Annotated in this window: 14 protein-coding genes; 8 read left to right on the top strand and 6 right to left on the bottom strand. The window is 63.0% G+C overall.

Features of this window, described 5'->3' with window-relative positions; genetic code table 11:
* Window positions 1–574: 574 nt before the first annotated feature.
* Window positions 575–1,000 (bottom strand): organic hydroperoxide resistance protein, encoded by a 426-nt coding sequence (locus BBF93_RS10245; protein WP_035601581.1) that lies wholly within the window; start codon window positions 998–1,000, stop codon window positions 575–577.
* 131 nt (window positions 1,001–1,131) lie between these two features.
* Between BBF93_RS10245 and BBF93_RS10240 the strand changes: the two genes are divergently transcribed.
* The 4 genes from BBF93_RS10240 to BBF93_RS10225 all read left to right on the top strand — a co-directional run bounded on the left by BBF93_RS10240 (window position 1,132) and on the right by BBF93_RS10225 (window position 5,692).
* Window positions 1,132–1,614, top strand: a complete 483-nt coding sequence (locus BBF93_RS10240; RefSeq protein ID WP_233349078.1) for a MarR family winged helix-turn-helix transcriptional regulator — start codon at window positions 1,132–1,134, stop codon at window positions 1,612–1,614.
* 98 nt (window positions 1,615–1,712) lie between these two features.
* Window positions 1,713–2,549, top strand: a complete 837-nt coding sequence (locus BBF93_RS10235) for a phosphatase PAP2 family protein (RefSeq protein ID WP_051612758.1) — start codon at window positions 1,713–1,715, stop codon at window positions 2,547–2,549.
* A 118-nt stretch (window positions 2,550–2,667) separates the two neighbouring features.
* The gene (locus BBF93_RS10230; protein ID WP_114105829.1) at window positions 2,668–4,983 is read left to right on the top strand and encodes a Tex family protein; all 2,316 of its coding nucleotides are present in this window, start codon (window positions 2,668–2,670) and stop codon (window positions 4,981–4,983) included.
* Window positions 4,984–5,095: 112 nt separating this feature from the next.
* Entirely contained in the window at window positions 5,096–5,692 is a 597-nt protein-coding gene (locus BBF93_RS10225) for a DedA family protein (RefSeq protein ID WP_035601578.1), read from the top strand.
* Here BBF93_RS10225 and BBF93_RS10220 read toward each other — a convergent pair.
* The 5 genes from BBF93_RS10220 to BBF93_RS10200 are packed head-to-tail and all read right to left on the bottom strand — an operon-like array spanning window position 5,634 to window position 10,903.
* Window positions 5,634–6,911 carry a glycosyltransferase gene (locus tag BBF93_RS10220; RefSeq protein ID WP_114105828.1) on the bottom strand — a complete coding sequence of 426 codons (1,278 nt, stop codon included), beginning with the start codon at window positions 6,909–6,911 and terminating at the stop codon, window positions 5,634–5,636. The two genes, BBF93_RS10225 and BBF93_RS10220, sit on opposite strands and share 59 nt — an antisense overlap.
* A complete protein-coding gene (locus BBF93_RS10215) occupies window positions 6,908–8,173 on the bottom strand; it encodes a F390 synthetase-related protein (RefSeq protein WP_114105827.1) in 1,266 nt (421 codons plus the stop codon). Before BBF93_RS10215 ends, BBF93_RS10220 begins: the two co-directional genes overlap by 4 nt.
* A complete protein-coding gene (locus tag BBF93_RS10210; protein ID WP_051612753.1) occupies window positions 8,170–8,946 on the bottom strand; it encodes an MBL fold metallo-hydrolase in 777 nt (258 codons plus the stop codon). The genes BBF93_RS10215 and BBF93_RS10210 overlap by 4 nt, the downstream gene beginning before the upstream one ends.
* Complete coding sequence (locus BBF93_RS10205) at window positions 8,943–9,911, bottom strand: NAD(P)-dependent oxidoreductase (RefSeq protein WP_035601572.1); 969 nt, start codon at window positions 9,909–9,911, stop codon at window positions 8,943–8,945. Before BBF93_RS10205 ends, BBF93_RS10210 begins: the two co-directional genes overlap by 4 nt.
* Window positions 9,908–10,903, bottom strand: a complete 996-nt coding sequence (locus tag BBF93_RS10200; protein ID WP_114105826.1) for a 3-oxoacyl-ACP synthase III family protein — start codon at window positions 10,901–10,903, stop codon at window positions 9,908–9,910. Before BBF93_RS10200 ends, BBF93_RS10205 begins: the two co-directional genes overlap by 4 nt.
* Before the next feature lie 235 nt (window positions 10,904–11,138).
* Here BBF93_RS10200 and BBF93_RS10195 point away from each other — a divergent pair, with 235 nt between their 5' ends.
* From BBF93_RS10195 to mdoH, 4 genes are all read left to right on the top strand, one after another.
* Window positions 11,139–11,525, top strand: coding sequence for a hypothetical protein (locus tag BBF93_RS10195; protein WP_233349077.1), 387 nt, complete (start codon window positions 11,139–11,141; stop codon window positions 11,523–11,525).
* Window positions 11,526–11,825: 300 nt separating this feature from the next.
* Window positions 11,826–14,348, top strand: a complete 2,523-nt coding sequence (gene secD, locus BBF93_RS10190) for a protein translocase subunit SecD (protein WP_114105824.1) — start codon at window positions 11,826–11,828, stop codon at window positions 14,346–14,348.
* Between the two features lie 451 nt (window positions 14,349–14,799).
* Entirely contained in the window at window positions 14,800–16,449 is a 1,650-nt protein-coding gene (locus BBF93_RS10185; protein WP_114105823.1) for a glucan biosynthesis protein G, read from the top strand.
* Window positions 16,446–18,617, top strand: coding sequence for a glucans biosynthesis glucosyltransferase MdoH (gene mdoH / locus BBF93_RS10180; protein WP_035596739.1), 2,172 nt, complete (start codon window positions 16,446–16,448; stop codon window positions 18,615–18,617). The genes BBF93_RS10185 and mdoH overlap by 4 nt, the downstream gene beginning before the upstream one ends.
* Window positions 18,618–18,632 lie beyond the last annotated feature (15 nt).

Below are 18,632 nucleotides of genomic sequence, written 5' to 3'. Positions count from 1 at the left end.
ATTCTCCCTGGGCTGATAATCATCTGGGCTGGCGCAGGCACGCGCGGATGATGGCCAGACAGGCCAAAGCCTCAGGGATCGCGAACCAGAAAGGCCGCGCCGCGAATTGCTTTCGTCTGTTCAAGGAAGCCTCGCGCCGTGACACGCACGCAGTGAGGACGCCTCCCGCCATTATCAGCCGCGCAATGGTGCTCACGCTGCCGGGGTCTGTGCCCCGTGGCCAGCGATAGGGAACCCTTAACGGCCAGTCAAACGGTTTCGAGTTCTTTTTTATGACGGTTCAGGGAGTGTACTGCAGGCAACACGGCCTTCAGTGGAGAGTTTGCAGCCGGGGGTAGTGGAGGAATTGCGGGTCTGGAAAAAATACAAAACAAAAACAGAATAGTATTCTAAATTTATCTGAGGTTGGACGCGGTTTCCGCAAGAGATAAGCCTCATCAATGTGTCCTGTACAAACATAAAGGAGGGTGATTTCGCCCGCCTTGACCTAGCGCCAAAGCGAATCCGGGGGTGGGGATGGAGCCCGCTTCGGAAGGGGCTGCGCCGGCGTTTGCGCGGCCCCTTCCGGACAGGATCAGAGAACGTTCAGGCTGACATCGATGTTGCCGCGCGTGGCGTGCGAATAGGGGCAAACCTCGTGCGCTTCGGCGACGAGCTTCTCTGCCTCATCACGGTCCACGCCCGGAATGGCCACATCCAGCTTCACAACCAGGCCGAAGCCTTTATCCTCGCGCGGGCCGATACCGACGGTGGCCGAAACGGTGGTATCGGCGGGCAGTTTGAAGTGATTGCCGGACGAAGAAACAGCCTTCATCGCGCTGAGGAAGCAGGAGGCATAGCCGGCGGCGAACAGCTGTTCGGGATTGTTGCCATTGCCGCTGCCGCCCAGCTCCTTGGGGAGGGCGAGGGCGACATCAAGCGCGCCGTCGGTGGTTTTGGCGCGGCCATCACGGCCGCCAGTGGCTGTCGCGGTGGTTTTGTAGAGAACGTTAATGGCCATGGGGAACATCCTTTCGTGTTGGTTCCGGGCTTCAGAATCGCTGGCGATTAAATCGCGTGCGATATATATTGCGCGCCGCCGTTAAGACTTCAAGTCTTGCGATTAAATCGTGTGCGATTTATATTTCGGCCATGACAAAAAAACGCGTGATGCCTGCTGATGGTTCCCCGGTGACAGGGCCGGCGCTGCTGGATCATGCAGTGTGTTTTGCCGTGTATTCGGCAGGCCTGGCCTTCAACCGTGTCTACAAGCCGATCCTTGATCAGCTCGGGCTCACCTATCCGCAATATCTGGTGATGATTGCCCTTTGGCAGGCCGAAGGCCAGACGGTGAGCGAACTGGGCGAGCATCTGTTCCTGGAGTCCAATACGCTGACGCCGCTGCTGAAGCGGCTGGAGGCAGCGGGCTTTGTAACGCGCAAACGCGATGAGGCCGATGAGCGACAAGTGCGGATTTCGCTGACCGCCAAGGGGCGCAAGGTTCTGGAAGAGTCTTCCTGTGTGCCCCAGCAGATATTCGAGGCGGCCGGTATGCCGGCGGAGAAGCTGGCAGCGCTGCGAAGCACGCTGGCGGACCTGCGGGATAATCTGCGGAGCGCCGTCGAAAAGGCCTAGGCATTTGCCTTCATCAAAGCGCCAGATTGCCGGATCAAGACAGCCGCGCGGTGGACATGTAGTGTGCGCCCGATTCCTTGATGGAGGGGGGCGTTCCCATGAAATATCGCACAGGTGTGGCCGCGATTGCCGGCGTTCTGATGATGGCAGCTTGCCAGGCCAATGGCGCCGCGCCGGCTGCAGAGAGCGCAAGCCTGCCGCCGACGGCGCAGGCCGAGATTGGCGAGATGCGCGAAGGTAGCGGCATTCTCAACGGCTATCTGGGCGCCCAAAGGCTGCCCGATAGCGCCGCGCTGTTGCCCCCACCGCCGGTGGAGGGCTCTGCCGCTGCGATGGCTGATCTGGAAGCCTACCAGACGACCCGCGCGCTGAAAGACACGCCCCGCTGGACGCAGGCGCAGGCCGACAATGAACTGAAATTCCCTCAGGCGATCCATTCCTATAGCTGCGCGCTGGGCGTCGGCATCACCGAGGAGGGGGCGCCCCACCTTTACACCCTGATGCGGCGGACGCTGACCGATGCGGGTTTCTCCACCTACCGCGCCAAGCAGATGTATCAGCGCACTCGGCCGTTTGCTCTGCTGGAGGAGGAGAGCTGCGTGCCGCATGAGGAAGAGATGCTGCGCGGGGACGGGTCTTACCCCTCCGGCCATGCTGCCCTTGGCTGGGCATGGGGGCTGGTACTGGCAGAGCTGGCGCCGGAGAAGGCCGATGCGCTGCTGCAGCGCGGCTATGAGTTTGCCCAGAGCCGGATGGTGTGCGGGGTTCACTGGCAGAGCGATGTGGAGGCCGGGCGCGTGATGGGCGCGGCAACCGTGGCGCGGCTGCATTCTGATCCGGTATTCCTGGCGCAGGCGAAGCTGGCGCAGGCGGAGATCGAGGCCGCCAGGACGGCGGGCGCTGTGCCGGAGGGCTGTGGGGCACCGGAAAACTGAAGGGGCAACCGCGCGGAGAATGCAGAGCGTAAACGAGGTGTAAACGAGTTCTGTTGGATTGAGAAAGCTTGCCCCAGAGTGGGCAAGAGTTTCCAACGTTTGCACAAGGCGCGCGTTCATGACCGGACAGGTTCGTTCTTCTTCCCAGGCTTCCCCCCCCTCGATTGCCCGTATCATTGCCGATGAGCTGGGCGTGCAGGAGCGGCAGGTTCAGGCCGTTATCGAACTGCTGGAGGAAGGCGCGACCGTTCCCTTCATCGCGCGCTACCGCAAGGAGCGCACCGGCGGGCTGGACGATACGCAGCTGCGTACGCTTTCGGAGCGGCTGGACTATCTGACGGACCTCGCCAAGCGCCGGGAGACCGTGCTGAGCGCCATCCGAGAGCAGGGCAAGCTGACCCCGGTACTGGAGCGCGAGATCAACTGGGCGATTACCAAGGTGGCCCTGGAAGACCTCTACGCGCCTTACAAGCAGAAACGGCGCACCAAGGCGACTATCGCGAAAGAGGCAGGCCTTGAGCCGCTGGCCGAACGCCTGCTGGCCAATCCGTCTCTTTCGCCCTTCGACGAGGCGAGGGCCTTCATCGCATCTGGCAAGGGCGTGAAGGATCTCGACGCTGCGCTGGAAGGCGCGCGCGACATTCTGGTGGAGCGTATTGCCGAGACGCCACGCCTTGTTGGCAAGGTGCGCGAGACCGTTTGGAAAGAGGGCAAGCTCGGCTCCAGTCTTGTCAAAGGCAAGGAGCAGGAAGGCGCGAAGTTCGCTGACTATTTTGATTTTGACGAACCGGTTACCGCGATGCCGTCTCACCGTGCGCTGGCGGTCCTCCGTGGGCAGAAGGAAGGCGTGCTGAAGGTGAAGCTGGCTGTGCCGGTGGAGCCGAGCCGTGAGCATCCTGCGCTGCGTGAAATCCGGAACGAATTCGGCATCGCCAAGAAGGGCCGCCCCGGCGATGACTGGCTGATGGAAACGGCAGAGGCGGCGTGGAAATCCAAGCTCGAGCCATCCTCCTCCCGCGATGTCATCAGCCGCGTGAAGGAAGGCGCAGACCGCGAGGCCATCAAGGTGTTCTCGCGCAACATGCACGACCTGCTGATGGCGGCGCCGGCGGGCCCGAAAGTGGTGATGGGCATCGACCCCGGCATCCGCACGGGCTGCAAGGTGGCCGTGGTTGACGCGACCGGCAAGCTGCTGGAAACGGCGACGATCTATCCGCATGAGCCGAAGAAGGACTGGGCCGGATCGCTGATGACGCTCGCAACGCTGTGCAAGCGCCACAAGGTTGAGCTCGTCAGCGTCGGCAACGGCACGGCAGGGCGCGAGACCGAGAAGCTGGTCGGCGAACTCAATACCAAGCTGCCAGACCTGAAGCTCACCAAGATCATGGTGTCGGAAGCCGGTGCGTCGGTGTATTCGGCTTCGGAACTGGCGGCGAAGGAATTCCCACAGCTGGACGTGAGCCTGCGCGGGGCGGTGTCGATTGCGCGGCGCCTGCAGGATCCGCTGGCGGAGCTTGTGAAGATCGAGCCCAAGGCGATTGGCGTAGGCCAGTATCAGCATGATGTGGACCAGACGGGCCTTGCCCGCTCGCTCGACGGCGTGGTGGAAGACTGCGTGAACGCGGTGGGTGTGGATGTGAATACGGCGTCTGTGGCGCTGCTTTCACGCGTCGCCGGTCTCAATGCGACGATTGCTGCCAACATCGTGGCCTATCGCGAGCAGAACGGCCCGTTCAAGGCGCGCACAGAGCTCAAGAAAGTGCCGCGCTTCGGGCCCAAGGCATTCGAGCAGGCCGCTGGCTTCCTCCGTATCATGAATGGCAAGAACCCGTTGGACGCCTCGGCGGTTCACCCGGAAGCCTATCCGGTAGTGGAGCGCATCGCCAAGGCGGCGGTCCGCAAGGTGGAGACGATCATTGGCGACAAGGCCTTCATCTCCAAGCTGAAGCCGGAAGACTATGCCGACGAGACTTTCGGTGTGCCAACGATCAAGGACATCCTGAAAGAGCTGGAAAAGCCCGGCCGCGACCCGCGCCCGGAATTCAAGACAGCAACCTTTCAGGAAGGCATCGAGAAGGTGACGGACCTCAAGCCGGGCATGCGCCTTGAGGGCGTGGTGACGAATGTGACAGCGTTTGGCGCATTCGTGGATGTGGGCGTCAAACAGGATGGCCTGGTGCATATCTCCGAGATGTCGGACACGTTCATCAAGGACCCGCATGAGGTGGTGAAGACCGGGCAGGTCGTCAGCGTTGTGGTGATGGATGTGGACGTTGCGCGCAACCGGATCGGCCTCAGCATGAAGCAGGGCGGCAAGCGCCCCTCCGGCCCGCCGCCTAAGGGCGGGGCTGCGCCTTCGGGAAAATCTGCGCCCGCGAAGGAGCAATCCAAGGCGTCCGACAGCCCGTTCAGTGTCCTTTCGCGTCTCAAATAGGACAGGCCCGGACAGTCTGGTGACGGATCGCGACAAATCCGGACAAGAATTGTAAACAGACAAGGCCGCTGCGGAGACACGCGGCGGCCTTCGTTTATCTGCCGGGAATGCCATGTCGGTTTCGCTGCTTCTGACGCTCTTTCTCGGCGCCTTCCTCGACGCGACGCTGGGCTTTTGCTTCTTCGTGTTCGGGGAAGCCTTCTTCCTGATGGCGGGCGGTCTGCTGTTCACTGAACATGCGTTGTGGGCCGTCGCGGCGGTGCTGGTGGGGGCGTATGCGGCTGACCAGACGGGCTTTCTGATCGGGCGACAGATGCGCCCCTGGTTTCACCGGTTCGTGCTGGCGCGCCGGTCACGCCGGGCGGTATTGCACAAGACGCGGCGACTGCTGCGCCGGCACGGCATCAAGGCGGTGGCGGCCTCTCGGCTGCTGGGGCCCGTCGCGTGGTTCATGCCGCCAGTTTGCGGCAGCGCGGGCATGGCCTGGCGCCGCTTTGCGGCGGGGTCGGCGATTGGCGTGACGCTGGGCGTCGGCATGTTCGTGGCGCTCGGCTATCTCATCGCCTGGGGCGCGGCGCGAGGGGACGTGGATGTCGAGGCCTATATCCGGGCGCATAAATGGGCGCTGCTGGCCGGCGGGCAGGCGGTGTTCATCCTGATGGGCGTGATTTCGCATTATGTTGGAAACGCTCTGTTTCGGCGCGTGTGAAGGCGGCGAGTTCCTCCGCCCCGTTGCGGGCGCGCAGGGCGGGCGCAAGGGACCGGGCGCGGGCTGTCATTGCTGGACTGATGAGCGACACCAACCGGGCTGCCATCTCGTCTTCTGTCGTTTTGCCGGTGATATGGGGCGGAGCAACGCCGATCTCGCGCAGGCGGACGGCATGCCAGAACTGGTCCAGCCGGTCTGGCACGATGAGTTGGGGCGTACCTGCGCGCAGGGCGGTGTCCAGCGTGCCGGCGCCGCCGTGATGGATGACTCCGGCGCAGAGCGGAAAAAGCGCTGGATGAGGCACGGGGCCGGCCACCAGATGGCCTTCGGTGAGGTCAGTCGGCAGCTTGTCTGCGAGGCCGGCGGAGAGGATGGCGCGCAGGCCCAGCCGCCGGATGGCGCGCATTAGGCGGGATATCTGCTCATGCTCGGCATCGCTCTCGAAGGAGCCGAGGCCGACATGGATGGGCGCCGCGCCTGCCTGCAGGAAGTCCATCATGGCGGCCGGCAGAACCTCCGGCCCCTGAATATCCAGGGAGGGGTAGGGCATCAGATAATCGTTCGCCTTCCAGTCCGATGGCGGAGACGCCACGAGGGCGGGAGAGACGCTGGTGATGCGCGGCAGCGGCTGGCCGAGATGCCAGCTTGTGCCGCCCTTGGGAATGACCGGCAGGCCAAGGCAGCGACGATACCCCTTCAGCGCCTGAAGCATCATGTGCTGGGCCAGGCCCACTGCGCCATACGCCACTGGCGCCATCCAGTTGCCATGCCAGGGATGCCACATCATGGCGCAGGGCAACTGCCAGGTCGGGCTGAGAGCAGTTTGCTGGGCACTGAGGATGTAGGGGATGCCGTGGGCCTCGGCGGCAACACGCGCGGGCGCGCAGATGCTGTTGCCCAGAACAATATCTGCCCTCTCCGCCGCCATCAGGCAGTGGGCCGTAATGTCGTCAACATAGGGCACGATCATCTCGTTCCACTGGGCGAAAAATTTTACCGGATTGGTCAGCGTGCCGCGCTGTTCAGCCTCGACATTCCATTCGGTGAGCGAGAATGCCGGGGGCGGCGCGGGCGTCACGCCATGGGCGGCGATGGTGGCCGTATAGTCGCGCGGCGCCATCAGCGTCACGTCCGCGCCGCCCGCCATAAGGGCGCGCGCGGTGGTGATGTAGGGCATCACATCGCCCAGGCTACCCAACGTCTGGATCGAAACTTTCATGCAAATTCCACCCGCACCCGCCGCAGCTTGCGATCAGAGGGGGGAGTCAGCGCGGCGGCAACCGGCTTTATTTCCGGCGCAGCGCCGCAGGCTGTGAACAGGGCGCGCAGGCTTGCCGCAGCCGTCTGCAGACAATCGGCTTCTTCGGTTTTGAGTTCCAGGCGCACCGTGTTCTGGCCCGTCTGAATAACCCGGAAATCGGAGATGCGCTTGTCAGCTTTCAGCACGGCATTGCGGATCACATCCGGAGTGACGCGGACTGGGCTGCCGAAGCTGGGCAGGGTGAAAATATCATCGCAGCGGCCATGCACCTGCTGGATAGCCCGGTGCGGCAGGCCGCAGGGGCAGGGAATAGGCGCAAATTCCAGGACATCATTCATCCGGTAGCGGATCATCACCTGCGTCTCGCGGGAGAAATCGGTGATCAGGGGCGTGACCAGATTGGCGCTGCCCTCGAGAGGCAGGAACTCGAACGCAACCTGATCTTCGAGAAGGTGCAGCGTGCCATGCGGGCAGGCGATAGCGAACAGGCCCTCTGTGGCCATGTAGATTTCCCGCACGATGAGATCGAAGCGGGTCTCGACGACGCGGCGGTCTTCCTCGTCCAGCACTTCGGCGCCCGAGAAGATGCGCTGTGGCGCAATCTGCGTGTCGCTCTCTGCCAGGGCGCGCAGGAATTTCGGCGGACCAACAATGACTGTAGGCTGAAATTCTGTAAGCGGCGAAAACTGGGCCTCGATGCCAAGGCCAAGATCAAAGAAACGTAATTGCAAACGACCGCTTTCGTTGGCCGCGTCATAGAGGCGGCTGTTGGCAGGCAGGACGATTGCCACGCGGTGGCGGCACGAGAGGAAGTCCGGGAGTGCGCGCGAGAGGATTGTGCCGAGCCAGCGATAGCGCTCGCGTTCTGACACGATATAGAGCCCGCGATTGCCCGATGTCCCAGTGCTGGCGCCTATGGCGTAGCCTTCGGGGGATGTGCCCGCTTCCAGATGCGCCCAGCCTTCGGCCGCGGTGAGCCCGAGGCGGTTATAGCTGGCGAAATCTGCCATCAGCGCGGCCTTGTCCATAATCGGCCAGTCCTGCAGGAAACGCCCCCGGAGGTCTTCGAAGGCGGGCACTCTGCCGGCCTTGCGGCGCAGAAAGGAATAAAGGCGGCGCTCTTGCGCGCGCAAGAGGCCTTCGCGATCCTGATACAGCATCTGCCGGCGGCGTGCTTCAAGGAAGGCGGCCAGCGTGAAAAAGGCGGCAGCGGGCTTCATTCCGGCGCCTCCGGGTCGTGACAGAGAACAAGTCTGCCGCCGAGGGACACAAAGTTCCGTATACGGGTTGCCGTCCGCGCTGCCTCTGCCGGGTCATCGAGGATCAGGCGGGCAGGATAGCTCGGGGAGCGGTCTTCCAGAATGGCCCGGGCAAGCCAGTCTGCGTCGGCGGCATAGAGGATGGGCGCGACAGGGTTGCTGAAGAGGAAGCCGGTATGGCCGCGCATATGACCGGGCAGGGGAACGGCCAGCACGCTGCCATCGCCAAAAATATCTGCTGCTTCGCCAAGTCCCATGGACGCTTCCTGGCGCGGAAGGGTTTCGAAGCGGAGCACTTTTTCCTGAAGGCCGTCCGGCAGGAGTTCGCGGAAACATCCCTTGTGCGTGCGTCCGATCCAGCTTTTGGAAAGGAAATGGTCGAGCGCTGCGCCATCGGCGAAAATGCGCGCTTCGGGATAATCCCTCAGGGCGCTGACATGATCGGCATGGAGATGGGAAAGGAGGATGACATTGATGGCAGGATCGGCGCCGGGGAGAGCGCGGTCTGTCAGTTTCGGAGCGAGGATTTTCGAATACAGCCACAGGGGCGCGCTGCGCCTGCCGGTGGTGACGCGCGGGGAATAGCCGGTGTCGATCAGGCACCGCCCGAAAATGCGATGGTCAAAGCGGCCATAACGCACCGGGATGCGCAGCCGCCGCCAGCCACCGCCTTTAAGGACCAGCCTCTCCGGCGCTGTAACGAAGGCGCTGTTGGGGAATTCCGGTATAATCATGGGGATACCTTCCGGAAAGTTCGGGCTACGCCTTCGTCAAAGGAAACTCGCGGGCGCCAGCCTAGTTCCCGGGTGATACGCTCAAGGCTGAGCGTCTGCCGAAAGGCGAAGAGGCCCGCGCTGTACGCGGTCACCGGGGGTTCAGGCCTGCCGGGCAGAGCGTTGCAGAGCGTTTCGCTGGTGCGCGCGGCAGCCAGCACGAGCGGCCAGGGCATATTCCGCCAGCGGACGGAAATGCCTGCCATCGCCCCCGCCCGTTCGGCAACATTACGGATGGAGAGGGCCTCTCCGCCGGATACGTTGTAGATGCGAGAGGGCGCGGCCGGCGCGCGCAGGGCGATGATAGCAGCGTCGGCCACGTCATCGATGTAGGTCAGGTCGGTTGCTGCCATGCCCCCGCGCATCAGAGGCAGGGGGCGGCTGGCAGCTGCGCGCAGCAGGCGGGGCAAGAGGGCGGTGTCGCCTGGGCCGTAAAGCCCGCGCGGGCGCAGGATGACCGGGGAAAGCTCCGGCGCCGTCAGGACCAGTGTTTCGCTCGCCGCTTTGGTGGCGGCATAGGCGTTGACGGGGGGCGGCAAGGGCGCGTCTTCAGTCACGCTGTCCTGATCGGTAAAGCGAAAATAGATGCTCGGCGAGGAGATATGAATAAAGCGGCAGACCCCGGCCTGCTGGGCCAGCAGAATGGCGCGGCGCGTTCCGGTGATGTTGGCTTGCTCGAAAGCAATACGCGTGCCCCAGGGCGAGGAAAGCGCGGCGCAGTGGATGAGGCCGTCTGCGCGAAGCGCCGAGAGCGGATCATCTGAGGCAAGATCAAGTAAGCAAATCTCTGCGCCCAGCCTTTCCAGTGCCGCGAGCTTTGCGCGGTCGCGGCCAAGCGCGACGACGCGCTCGCCTTCCTGCAACAGGCGGCGGGCAATCGCGCCGCCGAGAAACCCCGTGGCGCCGGTGATGAGGATCCCGCTCATCCTTCCAGTGTTGCGCCTCCGATGGATACGCCAGCAGATGTGCCGATCAGCAGAACCTTGCTGCCGGAGGGGATTCGGCCTTCGCGGCGAGCGGTGTCGAGGGTCATCGGTATGGAGGCGGCAACAAGGTTTCCGGTCTGCTTGACGGTAGCGACCACACGATCCCGTGCAAAGCCGCATTTGCGCACCATATGCTCCAGCGCCAGCGGGCTGGCCTGGTGGGGAATGACGAGATCCACATCCTCCTGGCGCCAGCCTGTGCGGGCGAGCAAGCGGTCAATGAAATCCGGCAGGCGGGTCCGCGTCAGTTTGAACAGGGCGTGGCCATCCATGCGGAAGAAGGCGTTTTCCTCGAAGGCGGCTCGGTTGGTGTGGAAGTCATACCGCGTGCCGCCCGCAGGCAGGACGCAATAGTCATAGCCCTCCGCCCAGGTTTCGATGGCAACTTCGCGGAGATGAAGGCCGGTTGACTGGGGCGGGCCGAGCACAATGGCTGCGGCGCCATCGCCGAACAGGGCGGCTGTGGCCGGATCATCCGTCCACGGCAGAGCGCGGGTGGCAATCTCGCTGGCAACGATCAGCACATGCCGGGCCCGGCCTGCGCCGATATAGAGCGCGGCGACCTCCATCGCGGCCACCGCGCTGAGGCAGGTGGCGTTCACGTCATAAGCCGGGGATGCGCAGTGCGTCAGGCCCAACTCCCGCTTTAACAGCGTGGCGGTTGAGGGGATGGGCTGGCGGCCGACTGCAGAGGCAAAGAGCAGAAGGTCGATGTCTGCCGCATCAAGATTTGCCTCGGCCAGCGCCTGCTGCGCGGCGGCGAGGGCGAGGCTCTCCTGGGTTTCACCGTCTGCCAGCACGGGCCGGCAGACAACGCCGCTCGCGCCCTCCAACCAGCCGGTGGGCTTGCCGAGGCGCGTGTCGATCTCTGCCGAGAGGAGGTGTTTACCTCCGGCGCGGGCGCCTGTGCCAAGAAGGGCTGTGTTCAGCATGGCAGGTCTCTGTCAGTCTCGTTTATATTTATAAGTGAGTATTTACTCACTATGGATTGGCGCGTCAAGTGGCTTTGTTCGACCGGGCGGTTTTGTGAGGAAGGTTCAGCTTCTGGGAGGGGAAAGAGCGGCAGGCGTTTCATGACAGGCCCAGGAAAAAGGCGTGGGGCGAATCCAATCCCCAGGCTGACGTTTTTCTATGGCGCAGTCGCGGCACAATGTCTAAGTAGGCTCAATGAGCCGCAGATTGACCCGCACCGGACACCTGCACCCCAGAGGACTGCTGATTGCAGTGCTTGGGCTCATGATGCTTGCCGCTGTGGCGATTTCGTCCGGCAATATGGCAACGCAACCTGTTCTGTCTGTTGCAGAAGCCGGCAAGGGATCGGCAGAGATTGCCCACGCTGTTCTGCCGAAGGCAGACCGTGATGGGCGCCTTCGCCTGCAGGTGATGCCGTCTGACGGCGATGATATGCCCCAGGCCGTGTTTGCGGTGTTCGAGGGCTATTCCTTCCCGCCGGCGGCTCACGAGTCCCTGCCTGATCCGCCGCGCAGCGCTGACGCTGCGCCGCATCTTTCCACCCGTTTTTCGGCGCCTCGCGCGCCTCCCGTTCCGGCCTGATGTACGGATCGCTGCGCCTGTAGCGCAGCCTGCCGCTCATCCCGATCAGTTGTGATCTGCCTTGCCTCCCTCCGAGGCAGATCCCAGGCCGGGGCGGAGATCAGACTCCTCATGCTCGTACCCCTGTCAGAGGCGCTGCTTCTCCAGCTGTCTCTGAGCCTGCGTGGATCTTCGTCCCGGCCAACCATCGGATGAACTGCAGCCCCGTCGCGCCGTCTGCGGACCTTTCTGTCCGCCCGGCGCCATCACCGGCCGCCATGCTCGATGGCCTCCGGTTTCAGGCACCCGAAGGAATTCAGCATGCGCACCAGCCGAACCGCCCTGGTCACTTATATTCTCATCATCATTATCGGGCTGCTCGCGGCCCTGCCGAACGTGTTGTCCCCTCAGCAGATCGCGGCGATGCCGGACTGGCTTCCCAAGAATCAGATCACGCTGGGGCTGGACCTGCGTGGGGGCTCCCACCTTGTTCTGGAAGTGGACGCCCCCGCGCTGCAGGCGGACCGGCTGAAATCTCTCGCCGCCGAAACGCGCACCTTGATGAGCACCGAAGCCGTGCGCGGTAAGGTTCAGGTAGAGGGCGATACCGTGACCGTTCGGATTACCGACCCCGATGGTCGCGCGCGCATTCTCGCCCGGCTGCGCGAGCAGGTGACCCAGGTTCAGCAGGTGGGGCTCAAAGGCTCGGTGCCGGACATTGTGATCCAGCCGGGCGGCGATCTCATCACGTTGTCTCTGTCGGAAGCCGGTACGGCAGACCGGATCAACCAGGCAATCGGCCAGAGTGTCGAGATTGTCCGCCAGCGGGTGGACCAGGTGGGCGTGGCCGAGCCGACGATCCAGCGCGTGGGGACAGATCGAATCCTCGTTCAGCTGCCCGGTCTTCAAGACCCGACGCGCTTGCGCGAACTGCTCGGTTCCACCGCTCAGATGTCGTTCCATATGGTGGCGCCGGAAACCTATGGCGCGCCCCCACCCGAAGGGGTCAGCCTGCTGCCGGATGCCAAGACCGGTCAGCCAATGCCGGTCTATGACCGGGTGGCCCTCAGCGGGGAACGCCTGTCGGACGCCCGTTCCGGCTTCGACCAGCAGACCAACCAGCCGATTGTCACCTTCCGCTTCGACGCTGTAGGCACCAAGCAGTTTGCGGACATCACCAAACAGAATGTGGGCAAGCCCTTTGCCATTGTGCTGGACGGCAAGGTGCTCACCGCGCCGGTCATCCAGGGGCCCATCCTCGGCGGATCGGGCCAGATCACGGGCAACTTCACGATTGAAGATACGGTTGTTCTCTCTGCGCTGCTGCGGGCAGGAGCCCTGCCGGCGCCGCTGACGGTGATCGAGGAACGCACGGTGGGCCCCGACCTTGGCGCCGACGTGATCAATATGGGCCTCTATACCGGCGTGATCGGCTTTGCGCTGGTGGTGGGTTTCATGACACTGCTCTACCGGGGCTGGGGTATGATTGCCTCAGTGGCGCTGTTCCTCAATGTGGCGTTGACCATCGGTATCCTGACATTTCTGGGCGCAACGCTGACCCTGCCGGGCATCGCGGGTATCATCCTGGGCATTGGCATCGCAGTGGATGCCAACGTCCTGATCAACGAACGCATCCGGGAGGAAAGTCGCAAGGGCGTCAGCGCGCTTGCCGCCCTCGATCGGGGCTTCAAGATTGCCTATTCGACCATCCTTGACGCCAACATCACCACGTTGATCGCCACAGCCCTGCTGTTCATGTTCGGCACTGGTCCGGTGAAAGGTTTTGCCGTGACCATGGTGATCGGCACCGCCGTGTCGATGTTCACAGCCATTACCGTGGTCCGTATCCTGATGACCACCTGGGTGCGTTATCGCAAGATGAAGAAGATCAATATCGAGCCGCTGTTCCGGGTGGTGCCGGATGGCTCGAAAATCTCCTTCATGAAGGCGCGGTATTTCGGCATCGCCAGCTCCATCCTTCTCTCGCTTGTCTCTGTTGGCCTCTTCATGAAGCCGGGGCTGAATTACGGCATCGATTTCACCGGCGGCATCCAGGTGGAGATCGCCACGCCGCAGGCTGCCAACCTGGGCCAGCTTCGCTCGGAACTGGGCGGGCTCGGGCTTGGCGAAGTGTCCCTTCAGCAGCTGGGCGGAAAGAACGAAGTGCTGATCCGTGTCCAACGCCAGGAAGGTGGGGAGACGGCGCAGACCGCTGCCATCAACACCGTTCGCAAGACGCTGGCAGAGATCGATCCGGGAATCTCGGTGGAGCGCACGGAGGTCGTCGGACCGAAAGTTTCCGGCGAGCTTGCGCGCAACGGCGCCATTGCTGTCGGCCTCGCAAGCCTTGCGATGCTGCTCTACATCTGGTGGCGCTTCGAGTGGAACTTCGCCGTTGGCGCGATCCTGACGCTGGCGCTCGATACTACCAAGATGATCGGCTTCTTCGTCATCATGGGGCTGGACTTCAACCTCACGGCCATCGCCGCCCTTTTGACCTTCATCGGGTATTCGGTGAACGACAAGGTGGTGGTCTATGACCGGATGCGGGAGAATATCCGCCTCGCCAAGCGATATGACTTGCGAACGATCATCGACACCAGCATCAACCAGGTGCTGACGCGGTGTATCTTCACGTCGATGACGACCCTGCTGGCGATCGTGCCGATGGCCATCTGGGGTGGCAAGGCCGTGGAAAACTTCGCCCTGCCGATGGTGTTTGGCGTACTCATCGCCACCGCATCGTCGATCTTCATTGCGGCGCCGATCCTTCTGCTGCTGGGCAACCTGGCCCAGCGCCACCAGCATACCGGGACCATTCAGGTGGAGTCTTCTCCGTCCTGACAATCCCCGGTTGGGAGCGCCGCACACTGCCTGTCCTCGCGGCGCTCCCTCTCTTTTTCCCAGGTTGAGGCCCCGGCTCGTGTTGGCCGCAGTGACCGGATTCCGGGCAGCGCTGCAGCCGGATCGTTCACGACACATCTACGACAGCAACGCGGTGCAGGGGTCACAAATCTGCCTTTGGTTTGCCGCATTGTCATGAAAAACGGGCCCTGTTTCCCTCCCATCTGACAACGTGCCCCATTTTCTGATCCTGCCTGTATCCTGATCCATGCTGCCCTGCGGGACCAGCAAAGATCATGGGCAACCAATCGCGGCGACGTTCGTTAGACAGGCTTCGGGTATGTCGCGCCGCAACAAAGCGGCTCCCGGATCCTCGGGAAGGTGTTGGTAAAGGAGTGTGCGCTTGAGGGTGTTATCGAGCGTCTCTGTGAGGATTGTGTGCGGCCTTGCGATGGCCGGACTTCTGATTTCCAGCTGTTCTCCCTCTGCTGATCCGGCGCCCGAGGCACCGGCAAAGCCGGCTCCGGCAAACCCCGCCGCTCAAAGCGAGGCGCCGGTTGAGCCGATGACGGCGGTGGCGCCTGAGGCTGTGGTCGAAACGCTGAGCCCGGAAGCGGCTGCGACTCTGGCCGCTTCAGAGGAAGATCCCTCCGCAGCGCCTCCACCCCCCGCCACGCCGGAATTTGATTTTGAAGATGTGCGCCGCAAGGCCGAAATCCTCGCCAGCCGCCCATTCCAGACGCCCCCCGGCATTCCGAAAGAAGCTGCCGCGCTCGATTATGATGGCTATCGCCGCATCCAACTGCGTCAGGACGCTGCTTTCTGGAAGGACAGCTCGGACAAGTTCCGCATCCTGCCGGACCCGCGCGGCTATCTCTTCAACTATGCCGTCCGCCTCAATTTTGTTGAGGAGGGCGAGGAAGTTGCCCGGCCCTATTCGGCAGACGATTTCAATTTTTATGATCTGCCGCTGCCCGATGAGGCCAAGCGTCTGCTGGGGTTTGCCGGCTTCAGGGTTGTGACGCCCCTGAATATCGCGGGCAAATGGGACGAGTTGATCAGCTTCCGCGGCGCAAGTTTCTTCCGTGCCCTGGGGGCTGGCAATCTGTATGGCGCCTCGGCGCGCGGCATCTCCATCGGCACCGCGTCGCCGGAAGGGGAGCAATTCCCGTATTTCCGCGAATTCTGGCTGCAGAAACCTGCGCCGGGCACTGACACGATCCGCATCTATGCACTGCTCGACGGGGAAAGCATCACCGGCGCCTATGAGTTCTCAGTGACCCCCGGCGTTGAAACGAAGATGCAGATCACGGCCACGCTGTTCCCACGTAAGGCGCTGTCAACGGTTGGCATCTCGCCGCTCACTTCGATGTATTTCTTCTCGCCGCACGATATCCGCAAGCATCCCAACGATTTCCGCCCGGCGGTACATGATTCCGAGGGCCTTTCGATCCAGATGTACAATGGCGAGTGGGTCTGGCGGCCGCTGTTCAACCCCAAGACGCTGCAGGAGTCCGTGCTGGCTGATCGCCCGCCGCTCGGTTTCGGGCTGGTCCAGCGCAAACGCGATTTCGACGACTATTCCGATATCGAGGCTGGCTATCATCATCGCCCGACCGTCTGGGTGCAGCCCAAGGCCGGATGGGGCGAGGGCCAGCTGGTTCTGGTCGAGATCCCCACGGTCAACGAATACAACGACAACATCGTCGCCTACTGGAAGCCGAAAACCGCCTGGCAGCCGGGTACGGCCTACACCGTGTCCTATGACATGAAGTGGAGCCTGCTGACCTCGTCTGTGCCAGATGTGGCGACGGTGGCTGAGACATTTGCGGGCGTGAAGCCGGCCGCCACCCAGCAGCTGTTCGTGATCGACTATGAGCAGATCCCTGAAGCCCTGGTGAACGGTGTGGAAGCCGACATTTCCACCTCGGCCGGGAAGATCCTCAATCCTGTAATCAAGACAAATCCCGAGACCGGAAAAATCCGGCTCAGCTTCGAACTCGAAGCACAAAATATCGACGTGGCAGAGCTTCGCGCCCTGCTCACGAAGGGGGGAAAGCCTATCACTGAAACCTGGCTTTACCGTTGGCGGAAGGAATGACCTTGCTGCGCGCACGTCCCACCGAGTTCCCGATTGACATGCCGAGCCAGTCCCTGGCCGGTCCCGTCGCCGTGTCTGGCCGCCGCCCCGTTTCGGCGATCTGGCGAAAGTTGTTCCTTCTGGTCTCGTCTCTTGGGCTGACGGCCTGGGCGACCTATGAGATGCACGAAGTGCTGTCGGTTTCCGGGCTGACGCTGCTGGAGTGGGCGCTGCTGGCGATCTTTGCGATCAATATCGTCTGGGTTTGCTACGCCTTTATCAACGCAACCATGGGCTTCTTTTCCGCCATCGGCTCGCTGATGAAAAAGCCGCGCGCCGATGCAGGGCCGGATCTGCGCAACACGCGGACGGTGATTGCTTTTCCGATCTACAATGAAAATGTCGAGCATATCTTCGGCACGGTGCTGGCCACTGCGCAGATGATGTCTGGCGCGCCTGGCCGGTTTGATTGCTTCATCCTCAGCGACACGACCGACCCGGAAGTGGCCCTTGCTGAGGAGGCCGCTTTCGAGCGTATCCGCCAGGAAGCACCGGGCGATGTCCGCATCTGGTATCGCCGCCGCACGATCAACCACCACCGCAAGGCGGGTAACATCCGCGACTTCCTCACGCGCTGGGGTGGGCGCTACGATTATATGATCGTCTATGACGCCGACTCCTATATGGAGCGCGACACGCTGATTGAACTCGTGCGCCAGATGGAAGAAGCGCCGCGCACCGGTCTCATCCAGACCATCCCGCAACTGGTGGGCGGGGAAAGCCTGTTTGCCCGCATCCAGCAGTTCGCTGCTGCCCTCTACGGTCCGGTGCTTGGCCATGGCATTGCCTGGTGGGCGCAGAAGGAAGGTAATTTCTGGGGCCACAACGCCATCATCCGTGTGCAGGCAATGGCACAGGCGGCCGGCCTGCCGGAACTGCCGGGCCGCGCGCCGTTTGGCGGCCACATCCTCAGCCACGACTTTGTGGAGGCAGCACTGCTGCGCCGCGCCGGCTGGAATGTGGAGATCAAGCCGGCGTTGAGCGGCTCCTACGAACAGGGGCCGCCGACGATCATCGACCTCGTGATCCGCGACCGCCGCTGGTGCCAAGGCAACATGCAGCACATGCTGGTGCTGCTGAAAACGCGCGGCCTGGCCTGGACCAGCCGGTTCCACCTGATCACGGGTATCTTCTCTTACCTCTCCTCGCCGCTCTGGCTCATCTTCATCACGGTTGGTATGGCCCTGTCGCTGCAGAACAGCTTCATGCGCCCGTCCTATTTCGGGGATGGTTTCTCGCTGTTCCCGACCTGGCCGGTGATCGACTCCGTGCGCGCGCTGAACCTCTTCATCGTGACGATGGTCATCCTCTTCGCGCCCAAGATTTACGGCCTCATCTATGGCCTGATCAGCCCGCTCTGGCGCAAGCAGGTCGGCATGTTCCGCACCACGCTGGGCGTTCTGACAGAGACATTCCTCTCGGTACTGATCGCGCCGATCATGATGGTCACCCAAACCAGCGCCGTCATCAGCGTGCTGACGGGGCGCGACTCCGGCTGGTCGCCGCAGAAGCGCACCGAGGATGGCTATTCCCTGATGGCCACCCTGCGCCACAGCGCGCCGGCCATGACGCTGGGTGTGGTGCTCACGGTGGCGGCCATGATCATCTCGCCGGTCTACGCCGCCTGGCTTGCGCCAGCCACGATCGGTCTCATCCTGTCGGTGCCGCTTTCCTACTGGACTGCCAAGCGCTCGGCCGGTCAGGCCTTCCGAAAGGCGGGCGCGCTGGTCTCTCCGGCGGAAGTCGCCGTGCCTGCGTCCTTCGCCGCCGCGCAGGAGGCCCAGGCCGTGTTCCGCGATCTGCGCCCGGCAGACCTCTACACCCTGCTGCTCGATCAGGTGAAACAGCAGCGCCGCTGCGCCTTGGTCGATACCCACTGGTCGCTTGGCCGCCACGAGGTTCACACGCCGCTGGCTATCGCCCGGGCACGTACGGAGACGGCCGAGTCCGCCGCCGAATACGTCGCCGCGCTCAGCAAGGGCGAGAAGATTGCGCTGCTCAACTCCTGCCGGGATCTCGCCTCGGTCAGCGCCACCTTCTCCGCATCCGGCCGGCCGCTGAGTCGCGCCGTGCTAAATGGAGGCCACCTGCTGCCCTCAACGGCTGCTCAGGACCGCTCCGCCTCCTAGGCGCAAGGCCAGTCA

The sequence above is a fragment of the Hyphomonas sp. CACIAM 19H1 genome, from assembly GCF_003325995.1.
Lineage (GTDB): Bacteria > Pseudomonadota > Alphaproteobacteria > Caulobacterales > Hyphomonadaceae > Hyphomonas > Hyphomonas polymorpha.
This window is presented reverse-complemented; position numbering and strand designations above follow the sequence as displayed.